General features: G+C 46.4%; 10 protein-coding genes. All 10 read right to left on the reverse strand.

Annotated features, from left to right (window positions below):
• Positions 1 to 94: 94 nt before the first annotated feature.
• The gene (gene fdhA / locus AC58QG_RS09900) at positions 95 to 1,309 is read right to left on the reverse strand and encodes a formaldehyde dehydrogenase, glutathione-independent (RefSeq protein ID WP_497361881.1); all 1,215 of its coding nucleotides are present in this window, start codon (positions 1,307 to 1,309) and stop codon (positions 95 to 97) included.
• 235 nt (positions 1,310 to 1,544) lie between these two features.
• Positions 1,545 to 3,833 (reverse strand): chondroitinase-B domain-containing protein, encoded by a 2,289-nt coding sequence (locus AC58QG_RS09905; protein ID WP_497361882.1) that lies wholly within the window; start codon positions 3,831 to 3,833, stop codon positions 1,545 to 1,547.
• Between the two features lie 377 nt (positions 3,834 to 4,210).
• Positions 4,211 to 6,811, reverse strand: coding sequence for a discoidin domain-containing protein (locus AC58QG_RS09910; RefSeq protein ID WP_497361883.1), 2,601 nt, complete (start codon positions 6,809 to 6,811; stop codon positions 4,211 to 4,213).
• A gap of 36 nt (positions 6,812 to 6,847) precedes the next feature.
• Positions 6,848 to 7,858 carry a glycoside hydrolase family protein gene (locus tag AC58QG_RS09915; protein WP_497361884.1) on the reverse strand — a complete coding sequence of 337 codons (1,011 nt, stop codon included), beginning with the start codon at positions 7,856 to 7,858 and terminating at the stop codon, positions 6,848 to 6,850.
• A gap of 492 nt (positions 7,859 to 8,350) precedes the next feature.
• Entirely contained in the window at positions 8,351 to 8,566 is a 216-nt protein-coding gene (locus AC58QG_RS09920) for a hypothetical protein (RefSeq protein ID WP_497361885.1), read from the reverse strand.
• A 232-nt stretch (positions 8,567 to 8,798) separates the two neighbouring features.
• On the reverse strand, positions 8,799 to 9,530 hold the full coding sequence (locus AC58QG_RS09925; RefSeq protein WP_497361886.1) for an alpha/beta hydrolase family protein: 732 nt from the start codon (positions 9,528 to 9,530) through the stop codon (positions 8,799 to 8,801).
• Positions 9,531 to 9,745: 215 nt separating this feature from the next.
• Positions 9,746 to 11,788, reverse strand: coding sequence for an alpha-galactosidase (locus AC58QG_RS09930; RefSeq protein ID WP_497361887.1), 2,043 nt, complete (start codon positions 11,786 to 11,788; stop codon positions 9,746 to 9,748).
• A gap of 73 nt (positions 11,789 to 11,861) precedes the next feature.
• Positions 11,862 to 13,478: an extracellular solute-binding protein gene (locus AC58QG_RS09935; protein ID WP_497361888.1), complete on the reverse strand. Its 1,617-nt coding sequence runs from the start codon at positions 13,476 to 13,478 to the stop codon at positions 11,862 to 11,864.
• A gap of 123 nt (positions 13,479 to 13,601) precedes the next feature.
• Positions 13,602 to 14,492: a carbohydrate ABC transporter permease gene (locus tag AC58QG_RS09940; RefSeq protein WP_497361889.1), complete on the reverse strand. Its 891-nt coding sequence runs from the start codon at positions 14,490 to 14,492 to the stop codon at positions 13,602 to 13,604.
• Positions 14,493 to 14,522: 30 nt separating this feature from the next.
• Entirely contained in the window at positions 14,523 to 15,446 is a 924-nt protein-coding gene (locus tag AC58QG_RS09945) for an ABC transporter permease (RefSeq protein ID WP_497361890.1), read from the reverse strand.
• Positions 15,447 to 15,530 lie beyond the last annotated feature (84 nt).

A 15,530-nucleotide genomic window follows, 5' to 3' on the forward strand; every position in this document is an offset into this window, starting at 1 on the left:
TGGTATTCAGGGCCATATACAAATGACAATGAAAGTGTGAAATAGTTCGCATGCAAAGAGGCTGCCCAAAAAGGACAGCCCCAAAATAGAAAACTTATTTTACAAGTCCATGCGGATCAATAACGAATTTTCGAGAAACACCACGATCGAATTCTTGATAAGCTTGCGGCGCTTCTGCCAAGGAAATAAGTGTCGCATTGACCGCTTTGGCAATTTGTGCTCTGCCGCTAAGAATCGCCATCATCAGGTCTCTGTTGTACTTCATAACAGGTGTTTGTCCGGTTACGAACGTATGCGATTTCGCCCAGCCCAGTCCGAAACGGATTTTCAATGTGCCGATTTTAGAGTCTTCATCCACTGCACCTGGGTCCCCAGTTACATAGAGTCCGGGAATCCCCAAGCTGCCTCCGGCGCGTGTCACTTCCATGATGGAATTGAGCACCGTTGCGGGCGCTTCGCCATGCGCTTTGCCATGACCATGTGCTTCAAAGCCTACGCAGTCGATGGCAGAATCCACTTCTGGGGAGCCTAGAATCTGATCGATTTGTCCTGCTAAATCAGCATTCTCTCGCAGATTAACCGTTTCGCAGCCAAAGCTTTTCGCTTGAGCTAGGCGCTCAGCATTCAGATCCCCAACAATGACAACCGCTGCCCCAAGCAGCTGTGCGGAATGGGCTGCTGCAAGACCGACTGGGCCTGCCCCAGCTACATATACCGTCGAGCCTGGACGAACACCCGCGCTAACGGCGCCATGATACCCCGTTGGAAAGATATCCGAGAGCATCGTCAAATCAAGTATTTTCTCCATGGCTTTTTCTTTGTCAGGGAATTTAAGTAACTGAAAGTCTGCATATGGTACCATTACATATTCCGATTGACCGCCAACCCAGCCTCCCATGTCAACATACCCATAAGCGGAGCCTGGCCGATCTGGATTTACATTTAAGCAAACATTGGTGTTCCGCTCTCTGCAGCTACGGCAACGACCACAGGCAATATTAAAGGGCACAGAAACTAAATCTCCCTTTTTAATAAATTCCACATCGCGCCCAACTTCAATGACTTCTCCCGTAATTTCATGACCTAAAATGAGTCCTGACGGAGCCGTTGTCCGACCTCTTACCATGTGCTGATCGCTGCCACAAATATTCGTCGTTACTACTTTCAGAATAACCCCATGCTCACATTTCCTGCCGACATTCAATGGATTCACGCCGGGTCCATCCTTCAGCACTAATTCTGGATAATCGGTGTCACGAATCTCAACACTTCCTGGTTTGCTGTAGACAACTGCTTTGTTTCCTGCCATGTTCTCTTCTTCCTCTCACACTTTAATTATGCTGAGTTAGTCCCATTCATAAAAGGTGCCTTCGATCATAACAATTTGGAAGTAACGCAAACACAAGGATACTATTCTCGCTTCTTACCTATAATCCTTCCTTCGTGCGATTAAAATGATAGCGATTACAAAATAAAACAAGAACGCACAGCCAAGCTGTTGCGCTCTTGCTTTCTAGACATATCGTTATCGAACGTTTCGTTACTTATGGCGCATTAGGTCCAACCTCTGTTGCTCCCAGCGGATGTTTCCCAAAGGATGTGCTTGTTGACCGTTCATCTGCTCCAATGTCAGTAGTGGAACGTACTTCCCCATCCATATCCTCTGTCACATACGTGTAGGTTCCCACCGCAGCGTTTATTGCCGGACTGGTGGAAGATAACTTTTGCAAACCGTTTACCGTTGTGAATAACGGATTGATTCCCCATATTTGAGCAGTAGTCCTCGAACCATTATTACTTACTGTGCTGCCGTATCCCATGTTCCCTTCAAATACTGTGTTGGTGGTGCCAACTTCATTATAGAGGGTCCCCGTGGAATTTCTTACGATATTATTAGCCACTCTGCTGTCCTGTGGAGCTAAGGGTTTACCAGAACCAACGATGATTCCCGTCGTGCTATTCACAATCGTATTGTTGACGACTTGCGCTCGGTATATTTTCCATTGTTCTTTCAAGTCATCCGCTGATGGATTGGAAGGATAACCACCCGTACCACCATCATAATCAGCATTATCAAGAATAATAGCGTTAGCTGTTAGATTTTCCATGTAATTGTTGTAGATCTTATGATCGTTGCCATAAATGCGGATTCCTGCTTGTTCTGATTCTACACCATCACCTAGGAAATAGTTTCCGTAAAAGGAGTTGTTATGTCCATGTCTCGAGGTGAGTCCACCTTTGGATGTCTTGAAGGTATTGTATCGAACGGTATTGTTACTGCTTTTCACAGAAACGATTTCCGGTTCACCATCGCAGTTCTCAAATAGATTGTACTGGATGGTATTATATCCATTGGATAATGAGATGCCCGATAAGCCAAGACGTATCGTTTCTTTGCCATTAGCAACCCATGGACCCAAATCATGAAAGTAATTATATTCAATAACATCATATTGAGAGATATTCCCGTTACCATCACCTTGATAGGCAATCAGAGGATCCGTGTCGCTCTTCGGACCAAAGTCATTATGGTCAATTCGATTATGATGACTATTGACACCACTAACCTGCAGCCAGATGAGGGTTCCTCCTGTTGCTTGCAGAGCGAATCGATTTCGAGTAACACGAATGTTATTAGATCCATCTAAAAGAAGTGCTGTATTTCCTAAATTGGTGAATTTCAGTCCCTCGATAACGACATTGGACGAATTTTGAATTTGGAGAGAAGCACCGCCAGAAATGATCGCCTGACCTGGATTAGCTGCCTTGATTGTGATTGGGCTGCTCACTGTGCCATTTTTATTACTTAAGATAAAAGCTCCCGTTTGTGAGTAAGTCCCATTGGCTAGCACGATCGTCGTACCTGCGCTTGCATTGCTTAAGGCAGATGCTAACTGTGCGGAAGTGGAAACCGAAACACCGGGTATCACAGGGGCTTCACCATAAATCTCCACCTCGGTATAACTGTTCCATAAGTTGTTGGAGTTGCCGTGGCCAACAATTCGCACATAACGGGCTGACGCTACATCTGGGAAGTCGAACGTTTGTAAGTTTGTATTCAAACTGCTCGTCACATTGGCCTGAACCGTCGTGAAATTCACATTATCCGTGGACGTTTGAATATCGAAAGTGGAGGTTCTCGTATCCCCGCTTACAAAGGCTATTTTAATAAAGGCAACCCTGACGTTCGAGCTTAAATCATACTTGATCCATTGTCCGTTGCCGCTAGCTGACCAGCGAGTCGTTAAGCTTCCATCCACTGTGTTAGCAGGCACATTCCCATCATCGGCACTAGCCGTTACGGATGCCCCAGCGATGGAGAACTTCACATCAACGGAAGCGCTTACAGAAGTATCACCGTAAATTTCTACCTCGGTATAACTATTCCATAAGTTCACAGAGTTGCCATGTCCCACAATCCGCACATAACGGGCCGGGTCTACATCGGGAAAATCAAAAGTCTGCAGGCTTGTATTCAAGCTGCTCGTCACATTAGCCTGAACCGTCGTAAAAGTAATATTGTCTGTAGATGTTTGAATATCGAAATTCGAAGTTCTCGTATCCCCACTAATAAACGCGATTTTAATGTAAGATACTTTTTTTACAGAGCCCAAATCATATTTAATCCATTGCCCATCTCCGCTTGCAGACCAACGTGTCGTTAAACTTCCATCCACCGTATTTGCTGGCACGTTCCCATCATCCGCACTCGCCGTCACCCCGGATGGCGCGACTGACAATTTCGTGTCCGCAGCATAACCTGCAAAAGGAATCATGGCAAGAAACAAACTAACTAATAGAAGAACAATGCCTACTTTTTTACCTTTTCCCATAAATACATCCTCCCTTAATTTTGATTGCCATTGGAAACAATGAATTCTCGCTAATCTTTGAACTCCTTTCATCGATGTCGAGTGCGTGCACTCTCCTCCAATTTAATACAAATCACGGAAAATAATCATCATCATTATCGTAAATTCATCTTCAAAATCGAAACTAGTTACCCTCATTACCTAAACTGGCTATTCAAATCTAGTCGTGAACGCATGCAAAGAAGCCCATGCTCACTTGCATGGACCACTCACAGGAGATTCGTACAATTTATTTACATGCTTCCACCATAAGCATCAGTGCCATGGACTGCCCATACGGCATCGGGCATTGTTTGATGTTGCGGTTCATCATCAATTTGAATTGCCTCGTGCACTCCTTAGGTGAGAATCGGCTGTTCAAGACGGTCCAGTAACTGTTGTATATAAAGACTGCGTGGAGTTACATGTCTCCCGAAGCTTTCCCAGTATGCTTCTTTGCGCTGCCGCTGATCATAGGGACTTGGTAAAAGTGACTTGCCTAGTTTTCCAACATGTCCGATCGCATAGTTTTGAGCAGTTGGAGGCTGTTGGGAGACCAACTCATTCGAGGTATTCCAAGTCACATAGTTCGCCCCTGACCACCCATGGCCGCTCCCCAACCATCCACGGTCCTGAATATGGATACGTCCCTTTACATTGTCATAGAGACAGCCCACAGACCACCGATGATGGGGTTCACTCGAGTTGTAATCCTTCTGTGACTCGCAATCGAGGAATACATTGGGACCTGCAACGCGCGCATCAACGGCAAAGGCATGTCTTGCGGTTTCCGTGTACGCTCGTTGGACGAGCGTTAATTCACCCATGAGATGAAACGGGTACCGACGGCCTCCGGTGATCACGCTGATGAAGGCATAAGCTGCACAATCCTGAATGGTGATCCATTTCGCAGAGCTTCCAACCTGCACCAGTGCATGTTGGAAATGGACGCCAATTATATTGCGTATCCAGGCGTTTTTGACATGATCCAAATAAATGAAGTTAATCGCATGCTGCTCGTCAGCCAGGTAGTGTACACTGCCCGCATTACCATCGATTCTCGTGTCACAGATACTTGGATCATACGAAACAACCACCTTCAAACACTCGATACCGATCTGTTCGATACGGCCTCCATCCTCGTATTTCATAAGCGCACCGCCTCCCCAGCGGCTTTCAATCGCATTCGCGATAGGTGCATCCAGTGTGATGCAATTGCCATCAACATGGGTAATCACTCTGTCGAACTCAAGCTGGAACGGAGACCATTGAACAGTTCCGCCTGTAACGGGCCTCATTCGAATCGCATCCATGCCAATCGCATGAATCCAACGTTCATTTCCATAGCGAAGCACCTTGACGGTGTCTCCTGCACGATAACTAGAAGCGTCCTGTACATGGATCGTACGTGCACCTGAGGGTACATACAGATCACAAATGGAGGTCTGCGTATCTGGTAATAGACGAGGGGCGGACTCTCCCTTGATCTCAATCACATTTCGCTGCTTGGTACCTGTGGCATACAGTAAAGTCCCGTCCTCAGTTTCCCCTTCACCACGCAAAACAATGCCGCTTGCCAGAATCTGCAATGTACCGTCGATGGGATAGACACCCTTCTTCAAAAGAACGGTGCCACGAAAGCCTGACGAAGATTGCGGTAATGCAGCTACCCTGTTTATAGCCTCTTGGATATGCGCCGTATTATCTCCCTCCACGGGTTCAAGTGAAATAACAGGTGCGATATCAGGGATCGCTACACCGCCTCCACCATATCCGCAATTGGAAAAGTCGATGATCTGATTCCCCTTGAAATCAGGCACATAAACCAGTTTTCCATTCTCGCCTACATGAGCGATTCGACTCTGCCCTTCCATCGTAATTAGAGGATTCTGGACGGTAAAATAGAAGGCATCATAGTAAGTGAGACCACCTTCTACTTTGATCTCTACGTTTATCTGGTACTGACCAGGTTCCCTCACTTCTCCTGGAAATGTATATGTCGAGGCCTCCCCCGATGCAAATTGCGCTATGGGATGTGTCCACATCAGCTGACCTGCAGATACATTCACTAAAGTAACTTGCAAACTCATCGCTTCAGCCGGTCGCACATGTAGAGCTGGGAATGGGCTGTCCATATCCAAGAAGGCTGGCTGACCAATCTCTAAGACTAAGGAAGGATGATCCAACTCGAGATCCACCAACCACTCCATTGAATCGTGAATATCTGCGAAGCAACTAGTCTCTTTGGTCACGCCGTTTAATTGAACGATCGCATGGATTTGGGCGACGCCCGATTGATGACTGGTCAGGCTGCCGAGTTCATCTACTAAGATCACATTATCGTTGCTGCTGCGTAGCGTGACTTTCGCTTTCGTCAAATCGGCTTCCGAACCGTCTGTCAGGATCCCTCTCAATGCCAATTGCAGCACGTTGTTCACTGGTACAGTAAACGTATCGTCCTGACCGTAATCCCTGCCTCCAACAGTGAAAACGAGTTGCTCCAACAAGGGACCAGACGGAATAGATATCTGTTCATAAATGCCGAAATCGATGAGCTGAACATCACGCTCTGGATCAAATAGGTCCATATCCAAGGATACAAATCGTCCCGTTACCTTCGGAAAAACAGCTTTTTCAATTGTGTGAATCCCGCCTATCGACGTCTCCCGACTGAAAGCTTTCTGCCAAGCTAATCCGTCATTAGAATAAAGAACACGGTAACCACTAATGAAGCCAGACGCCAATTTTAATTGGACCTTATTGAACGAATAACTTGCGCCAAGATCAACTGTTAGCCAGACGCGGTTATCATCCTTCTGATCGGAGCCTAATGGCTGCCAATAGGTATCCACGGCCCCATCTACCGCTTGTCTGCCAGCGCCATTCGCACTTTCTGAACTGCACGTTACTGCGCATGCTAGTGCGAGATTTACTCCGGTTACAGCTTCCATGCTAGTCATAACACCTCATCCTCCCAATGTTGATCCTGTTGTTATTCATTCACGGGCTATCGGAATGACCATATTCCAAGTCTGTGAGGCATCATGGAAGCCCTTGGTACCATCCGAGGTAGCTGCGAACAGATGCGTTGGCTTGCCATCCTGAAATAATAAAAATGGTCGCTCCAAATTTCCCATTGTGCGTGTGACCCCATCATCCCACCGCACGTTTCGGGAATAGGCGAGTGATGGATGAATTTTCCATCTCAAACCATCCGTCGAAGATGCGTGTACGCCGCCATACTTTTCACCAGACAGATTGCCCTCCATGTCCTTGGCTATCAATTCATACCCGTCCTCTGTTCGCCAAACGAAAGGGTCTTCCAAATGAACGTCAGGCGGGAATAGCGGATTTTCACTCATCACCTGGTAAGGGCCCTCGTAATGAGATGCACGTGCAACGCCAAACGTCATTTTCCCATGCTGGTGACCTTCATATTGTCTAGCTTTATAGATCAATAACACAGATCCGTCTTCCTCTACGCAAGGTGCAGGATTGGATGTTAAGAAGCTGTCGAATCTCCCTGGCCTTGTAGATAAAATAGGGACATCACGTCTCTCCCATGGTCCATGAATGCTGTTCGATACTGCTAATCCGATGCGCTTATTCGCTCGTGCGACGATACAGCGCGGATCTTGTAAACCATATCCGTCTCCCGCAATCGGATCAGGAAAGGGATGTGTTGACCCCATATAAAACAGTAAATACTTGTCTTTATGCTTAACGATATGCGGATTATGCGTACTGCGACCATCCCAATATTCGGCTCCTCGCGCAGGTAGAACTACCTCCTGAAACGTATAGGGTCCTTCGGGCTGATCAGAAACAGCACGAACAATTTCCGATTGGACAAGCCAGCCCGGATGCATCGGAAGAGACTTCGGCCATCTTGAGGCAAACAAGTGAAATCTGCCATCTTCGCCTTGAACAGCGGATCCGCACCAGACCCAGTAGTCTGCCATTTGGAAGCCGCCACTCATAGGTGCAGGCATAAAATTGTAAAGCATAGCGCCACTCTCCTTTTCTTGTTCATTCGTGATCTAGATACGTTCAAGCGTAATTTCTTTTAAGTTCATCAACACAGAACCGCAGATTGCCTTGGGCTGGATGGTTAGTGTATATTCCCCTGGATCGTCTAAAAACGGAGTGAGAATAATCGACCTTCGACTCGATATTACTATCCTTGTACCCCTTTGTCATTGTCCATACTTATACCACTATGTCTTTTTTTATGATGGTGAGAAGCATATTGCACAAAGAACCGCCAAGGTCATCCCCCCAGACGGTTCTTGTTCACGATCTTCGCTTCTAATTTTGTAAAGCTCTTAACCAAATTCTTAAGTCGGAAAGCTTATGAGACAACATGTAATCTGTAGTTGGCACAACTTCCACATCCTTTATCGAATTGAGAAAAGCCCCACCTACCATAAGGCAGGCGGAGCATAGTTCCCTTTAGTCATTTTTGAAAATAAGTAGCTGTGGGGGAGGGGCCTTACTTCTTAGGAAGCACAGATGTGCACGGGTGTACTTACGATATATCCGCGCTCATCTATGATTTGAATGAAACATGCAGACGTATTTTCCTCAAGTAATGCTGTAATTTCATTGATATCCGTATGAATAAGTGCTTCCTTCGTCTGCCATTCAATCTCAAACCAGTTGGAAATATGCCCTACATAGCGCAGTTCTGCCTTCACGATAGGGAACTCTGACATGAATTGGAGGGTTATCCGTTCCCCACTCACTACTTCCCTTATAATCTTAGGCAGTGATGGCGTACCCTTTGTTATGTGATCTGCGAAAGCATATATCTCTGCCGGTTTCCATCCTGCTGCATGCGAATGACTGAGCCCGAAAAGAATGCTAAGGCTGGAAGTTTGGCTGCCATTTCTCGACGCTTGATACGATTTGCTGAACAAGTGCAGCGGAAAATGCGTATCATGGCTCTCATTTTACCCATAGCATGGGAATCGTAATTCGATCGAAGTACGCCGAAGGATCCCACAATTGTTTGATCTTCTCCGCATAAATAGGCGGCATCAGCTTAAAGCTCTGCCCATACTTATTGCTCGACTCGAACAAATAACCGCACCCATAGACTGGAATGGCGAATGAAAAGCGTTCGTCCACCCCCGCAGCAATACCTGTCACGATGCCTCCCCATGATATCCCATGCAAACCGATTTGATCCGTTGCTACGCTTTCGAAGGAACACAGGATCGAATGCGCAAGGATCACGTTTGCAACGGCGTGAAACATCCACTGATCCTCCACGGGGCTTTCATAATCGGCAAATTCGCCTTGCCGAGAAGGTCCGCTCCATGCGTGGTCTGGCCTTACACCTTCCTCATCCTTAGATGTAGGAATATGTCCTTCCAGATCCATGGCGATGGCTGCGTATCCCCGGTCGTTCCACAGCTTTACCCATTCTTTGAATGCTGTCCCCCCACCTCCATGTACGAGGACTACGCCTGGGATCTTGGCTCCCATTGGTGCATCGGGAATCCCGTAATAAGCAAATACACGTGTCTGCTTTCCTTGGTATGGCAGCGCTTCATACATGATGGCTTTGATCTTTGCCTCTTCCATTTCGGGCATGGAAACTTGAATCGGCACCTGATATAGGGTAGCAAGGTCCCATGGGAGAGATGGCGGATTACTTACGTTCTGATAACTCATGCCTGAGTGTCTCCTTCGAAAGTAAAATACTTCCAACTAACTTTATTGAAATTATAGTACTGAATCTCAAAAAAGCGAAGACCTTCCACCAAATCATTTTAGAAAAATACCTTTAATTACGTAAAAAGACTGTATCTCTCTGTAGAACATCTACGAGAGATACAGCCTTGCCTGGCTTTCAGTATATTTTTTTGCTGCCGATGCAGCTCTTCCCTCTACAGAATCAACTTAAAAATCTTCGACTCTGCCGGTTCCAAGCGAACGCTTATATCGCCTTTTGACTGAAGGGCAGTTTCCTCCCAAAGATCATGCAGCCAATACGTCGCATTTTGGGGCAGACCTAAGCGCTCAATCGATATACGTTTCTCAACCGGTTCATCTTTATTAAAGTTAAACACGGCTATCAAACATTCCTTATCTGCCATTTGGAAAAACACATTGTCAGAAGCAGCGTCTGTATTTCCTTCAACCGGAATAAAACTTTTTCCTGTCCTTGCAATTTTGAGCAGCTCCGGACGGCTCAGCCAGTCCTCTGCCCTAGTTCTAGCATCCTCATTCCGGAAATCATCCCCCATGAGAAGAACCGTCCCTGCAATAAGGGAAGCAGTTAGACGACTCCTACCTTCTTGTACCCTTGTAGGTTCTTGGTTAAAGCTCTTGTATAGCACGGTATGGTCAGGATCATTGAACGGAAATAAGGTCCCATTCATCCACCAACCATATGTGAGTGAATTCAACATATACGCCGTATCTTCGAGTGTACCAAAAGCATCGCATGAAATGCGCCTGCTATGCGCATATTGATGTGGAAACATCGGCGCAATGGACAAATTTATAAAGAATGGACGCCCAATAACCTTGGGATCAAGCCTAGTTTTGATCAACGCCATGCCAAGGTTGTATGCTTGAAGTCCTGTACGTACTTCTTTATCGAAGTGCATGCCTTCCAAAGCACCGTGTCCTAGGAAGTCGAGTTTAATGTACTCGAAGCCCCACCTGACAAAACGTTCAAGGTGCCATTCCGTCCGCATCAAATTGCCAGGGTGGGTAGAATCAATCGCAAGTCCTCCGTCCAACTCGGGTAAAATTTGTCCCTGTTCATCACACAGCAGAAGATCTCGATACGTATACTTGCCATCGGTGCCTTCCACAACCCGATCAAAATCTTTCCCCCAGAAAGCAAAAGGTGTCCAATAAATGCCGGGTTTTTGTCCATTGTCACGAACGTGACGCACGGCGTCTTCGAGCTGCTCCTGCGATAAGTTCGTCCAGAAGGAATCGAAGTTAATATAGACAGTCCCCTGATGATGAAACCCGCCATCGTGCAAGCTCTTTAAGAAGTCCGACGTATGAGTGTAAAGTTCGTAGTCGAGTTCTCCCCCTGCCGCCGACCAGCTATTCCATCCGAACGGAACACCGTGTTCCCATTGAAGCGGTGGCACGATCACAGCATTAGCCTTCCCGTATTCCTCCAGTCCGGTTCTGTAATCTTCATACATGCCCACAAAGATGCGCGGTGAAGCAACTGTTTTACCGATCAGCGTACCGTGAGGAATGGTATCGCGTGTGTACTCCCCTACTGCTCCACCATAAACCTCCAGATGGTGAATAGCCGCTCCTTCACATCCGACCACTTTCAGACCGGTTTTCCAAGTATCATGCGTAACCGAACCAACGACTAAGCCTTTTCGCGATACAGGTTCAAAAATAGCCGTTACCTCGTAGCTTTCCAGCTTATTCGGCATAGCGACTGATTCGTAACGCACCCACTTGTCGTTATCGAAAGGCACCAACAACGCACGTAGTTCCTTTACCTCCATATCCAAAGAAATCGCTGATGACCCCGTAGCTGGATTCACCGTCAATGGAGAAATATAGTTCGTCTCCAAAGCATCCGATTCACCCTCCAGCTCGACTTGAACGAAAAAATATGGCACTTTTTCATAGAGCCAGAACGTCTGTGTCATAACCGGAAGCGACTCAGCTGAATGAATCACAGAGAAGCGGCAGCCTGTGCCGAAATCATCACGGATCATGTGAGTGCCGCTAACGGCCAGTTTGTGCTCTGAATATTCGGTCGAAGCAAAGTATTGGCCGTCGATCCGGGCTGCACTGTAAGCGCTGCTCAAGCGGCTCCCGGAATCCCATTCATATTCGGTTAATCCGCTTGCCAAATCGACGATTATTCGGCACAACCCATTTTCTACAACCAATTGTCCGTTCAACTCTTGAAAGATAATCGTACTGGATATCATCATGATCCGCTCCTTCATGCCTATTGAATGAAGAAGGAAGCCGAACAGTGCATCGGCTTCCTGTCTGCATCCTCTCTTACTTCCAAAGATCCATACGTTTCTTGTAGTTGTCGCTCATGATTTTCTCTACCTTCTCGTCACCTGCTGCCTTCATATCGGCAAGCATTTTATCGAACAATGCAGCTGCATCCGTTTCGGTCTTGGAGATGATTACTTTCGTAATTGTCTGGCTCATAATATCTGAAATTTTCTGGCTGACTAGCGCATCTGGGGTGCCGCCGGCAGGGCCGAGATTATCATAAGCCGCTGTTTCCCACACCGTATCGGACAAGTTCTTCAGTGCCATCTGGTCGATCTCGTTACGTTGGTAACGTCCCGGCAAATCATACGGCGTACCGTCGGAGCCTTTACCGTTCTTCACGAACCAAGTCCATTTGCGAATACCTGTTTTCTTCGCGTAGTTATCCCAATCATCTTTAAAGCCTTGAAGAACTTCCGGACGCGGTGTATGCTTGCCGTCCTTCTTATCCCAGTGCACACCCTCTATCCCCCACATGAGAAGGTATTGGCCTTCTTCGCTGGCTAAGAAATCAATAAGTTTCATCGTTCTTTCAGGGTTTTTATTCGTTTTTGTGATCGCTATCGCATCCCAACCGAGCGAACTTTTAGGTCCTAATGTCGTTTTTGCCGGGTCAACGCCAGGTCCTACAAGTTTATACGGATAGAGCTGTCTTTCAGGTCCGCCTGCTTTCTTAAGCACACCGTTAGGCGTACCGAAATCCCAATAAGCGCCTGGCGATGCAAATACGAGTCCGTTAGAAATCTTTTGCTCCCACGTTTGCTTCTTGTTGACGGGCCATTCCGGATCAATTAATCCTTGGCGGTACAGTTTATTCAAGTACATTAGCATTTCCTTATATTTCGGGTCTTTCACATCATACTTCAGGGTTCCATTTTCTTCGAAGTACGTTCTCATTCCCCACATGCCTTTAAACGTTCCGAGCACAGCGCCCATGTTTTCACCGTTGAAGCTCATCGGGAATACGTCTTTGCCGTCTACTTTGCCAAGCTTTGTCTTAAAATCCTTCAGCAGCGTCTCGAATTCATCTGCCGTGAACGGCTTTCCGCCATCAGCTTTGTCCGGAGCAATCTGTTTAAGCCAATCCATGCGCATATTTATGCCGAATACAGGCTCATTCTCTGGGCCGTACCAGTTAGAAAGATAGTAGTTCTTCCCGTCGGTAAACCGTGTCTTTTTCAAAGTGTCCCCATACATTTTCTGCACGTTGGGACCGTATTTCGCGATTAGATCATCCAGCGGAATAATCGCCCCTGCGGCGATGTACTTACTAACGATATCTCCGCGATCCATTAAAACAAGATCCGGCAAATCGCTGCTGGCGAGCATCAGATTCAGCTTTTCGGAAGGATTGCCCGTTGGCTGCTGAATTTCGATCGTAACACCCGTCCGTTTCGTAATTTCCTTCGCAACATCGTTCGTGAAAGCATCGCCCGTATTTTTATCAAAGAACGTCATTTTAATTGGTGTCGTATCGTTTGCTTTGTTATCGGTAGTAGCAGCTGGCTTATCGCTTGTAGAGGCCGTATTTTCCTTCGTCGAGCAACCGGCGATAACGGACCCCATAAGGAGCGTTGAAAGCAGCACATTGAACGATTTCTTGGTTTTGAACATAGAATAAAATCCCCCTTGACTAATTGTATTGGAAATATCTGATTACATAGCTTACTAGGGTATCGTCCTATCCACTGTGGATTGGGCTCCTAACCACCGCCTTTCAAAAATGAGCAAGCTTGATTAGGCTTTAACTGCTCCAACAGTCATCCCTTTGACAAAATACTTTTGCAAGAACGGATAAACGATGACAATAGGCACTGTTGCCACGATCGTTGCAGCCATACGGATCGAATCCGACGATACGGCGAGGCGTTTCGCCGAATCCGCCATCTGTTGCGCATCCGACACCATAGAGGATGTCTGATATTGATTCAAAATTTTGACGAGAACAGCCTGCAGCGTCTTAAGTTCAGGCTTATAGGTGAATACATAAGAATCGAACCAAGAATTCCAATGGCCGATCGCCGTAAACAAACCGATCGTAGCAAGCACCGGAGTCGTCAACGGCAATACGATCTTAACGAAAATTTGCAGATCGTTCGCGCCGTCCATTTTCGCAGATTCATCTAATTCCCCAGGAAGCTGCTGAATAAATGTGCGTACTAGAATCATAAAAAATACATTCATAAGACCTGGCGCAATGTACACCCAGAAGGTATCAATCAGGTGCAGACTCTTTAGGATCATATAGTAGGGGATTAAGCCACCGCCAAAGTACATCGTGAATATGAAGAAAAGTGTGATGAACTTCCCACCGACCAAATCACGCTTGCTGAGCGGGTATGAAAGCAGACTGATTACCAGAACAGCGAGAGGTGTGCCGATCAGTGTGCGTGCTAGAGTCACTTTAACCCCATTAATAATCTCCTGATCGCCTAAAATCTGCACATAACTTGTTAAGGAAAACACCCTCGGCCAGAAATAAACACCGCCCCGGATCGTATCCTCTGCACTATTCAGTGACAGCACTAAAATGTTCCAGAAGGGGTAGAACGTTGCAATAAACACCAGAAAGAGGAACGCATACACGAACCCGGTGAAGACGATATCGCCACTCGATTTTGTTCTCATTCAGACTCACCTTTTCCTATCTATTTCTTATTAGAACAAAGATTGCTGATTCATTCGCTTGGAGAACGTGTTGACGCTGACCACCAAGATGAAGGCAATGACCGATTTGAACAACCCAACCGCAGCACCATAAGAGAACATGCCATTCTGTAGTCCGTATCTGTACGTATAAGTATCGATAACGTCCGAATATTTCAATATGGTGTTGTTTTGCAACAAATACTGCTGATCGAACCCCGCGTTCAAGATACCTCCGATTGACAAAATGGCCAGAATGACGATCGTGGGGCGTAATGACGGAAGTGTGACATGAAACATTTGGCGCATGCGGCTTGCACCATCAACTCTTGCTGCTTCATATTGTTCGGGATTGATAGCGGATATTGCAGCCAAATACATGATTGCGTTAAATCCCATATCTTTCCACATATTGGATACGGCAATGATCCCCCAGAAATAATGGCCATTTTGGAAAAATTGTACCGGTTGTTCCGTAATGTTCATTAGCATCAACAACTTGTTGATTAGACCTTGCGAAGATAGCAGCGTTATGATGATGTTTGCAGCTATAACCCAAGATATAAAGTGAGGCAAATACGATACCGTTTGTACCAATTTTCTGAATACACCGGTCTTCACCTCATTGATCATAAGGGCCAGCAGAATCGGTGCAGGAAATCCAACCAACAGTGATAAGAAGCTTTGAGCCAATGTATTGCGCATGATGATATAAAAATCACCGCTTGTGAAGAAGTACCGAAACCACTCGAATCCAACAAACTTGCTCGTAAAGAACTGGTGAAAAAAAGAACCTCCGCCGGGCGAGTAATTGATGAACGCCATGTACAAGCCGAACATTGGACCATATGAAAATAAGATGGTAGAGATGAAGGCAGGCAGGATCATTAGGTATAAATATTTTTGCCCCTTCATCTTTTTAAGTCGCGCTTCCATATGAATAACCCGCCTTTTCCAGGCTGCGGCGGCTTGTGCCGCTCAGTCACAACCATAATCATTTTGTATATTCTCATTATAGGA

This window comes from Paenibacillus sp. J22P169, from assembly GCF_059691995.1.

Coding starts and splice junctions, on each gene's coding strand:
- fdhA (WP_497361881.1), bottom strand. CDS start 1,309: ATGGCAGGAAACAAAGCAGTTGTCTACAGCAAACCAGGAAGTGTTGAG.
- AC58QG_RS09905 (WP_497361882.1), bottom strand. CDS start 3,833: ATGGGAAAAGGTAAAAAAGTAGGCATTGTTCTTCTATTAGTTAGTTTG.
- AC58QG_RS09910 (WP_497361883.1), bottom strand. CDS start 6,811: ATGACTAGCATGGAAGCTGTAACCGGAGTAAATCTCGCACTAGCATGC.
- AC58QG_RS09915 (WP_497361884.1), bottom strand. CDS start 7,858: ATGCTTTACAATTTTATGCCTGCACCTATGAGTGGCGGCTTCCAAATG.
- AC58QG_RS09920 (WP_497361885.1), bottom strand. CDS start 8,566: ATGTCAGAGTTCCCTATCGTGAAGGCAGAACTGCGCTATGTAGGGCAT.
- AC58QG_RS09925 (WP_497361886.1), bottom strand. CDS start 9,530: ATGAGTTATCAGAACGTAAGTAATCCGCCATCTCTCCCATGGGACCTT.
- AC58QG_RS09930 (WP_497361887.1), bottom strand. CDS start 11,788: ATGATGATATCCAGTACGATTATCTTTCAAGAGTTGAACGGACAATTG.
- AC58QG_RS09935 (WP_497361888.1), bottom strand. CDS start 13,478: ATGTTCAAAACCAAGAAATCGTTCAATGTGCTGCTTTCAACGCTCCTT.
- AC58QG_RS09940 (WP_497361889.1), bottom strand. CDS start 14,492: ATGAGAACAAAATCGAGTGGCGATATCGTCTTCACCGGGTTCGTGTAT.
- AC58QG_RS09945 (WP_497361890.1), bottom strand. CDS start 15,446: ATGGAAGCGCGACTTAAAAAGATGAAGGGGCAAAAATATTTATACCTA.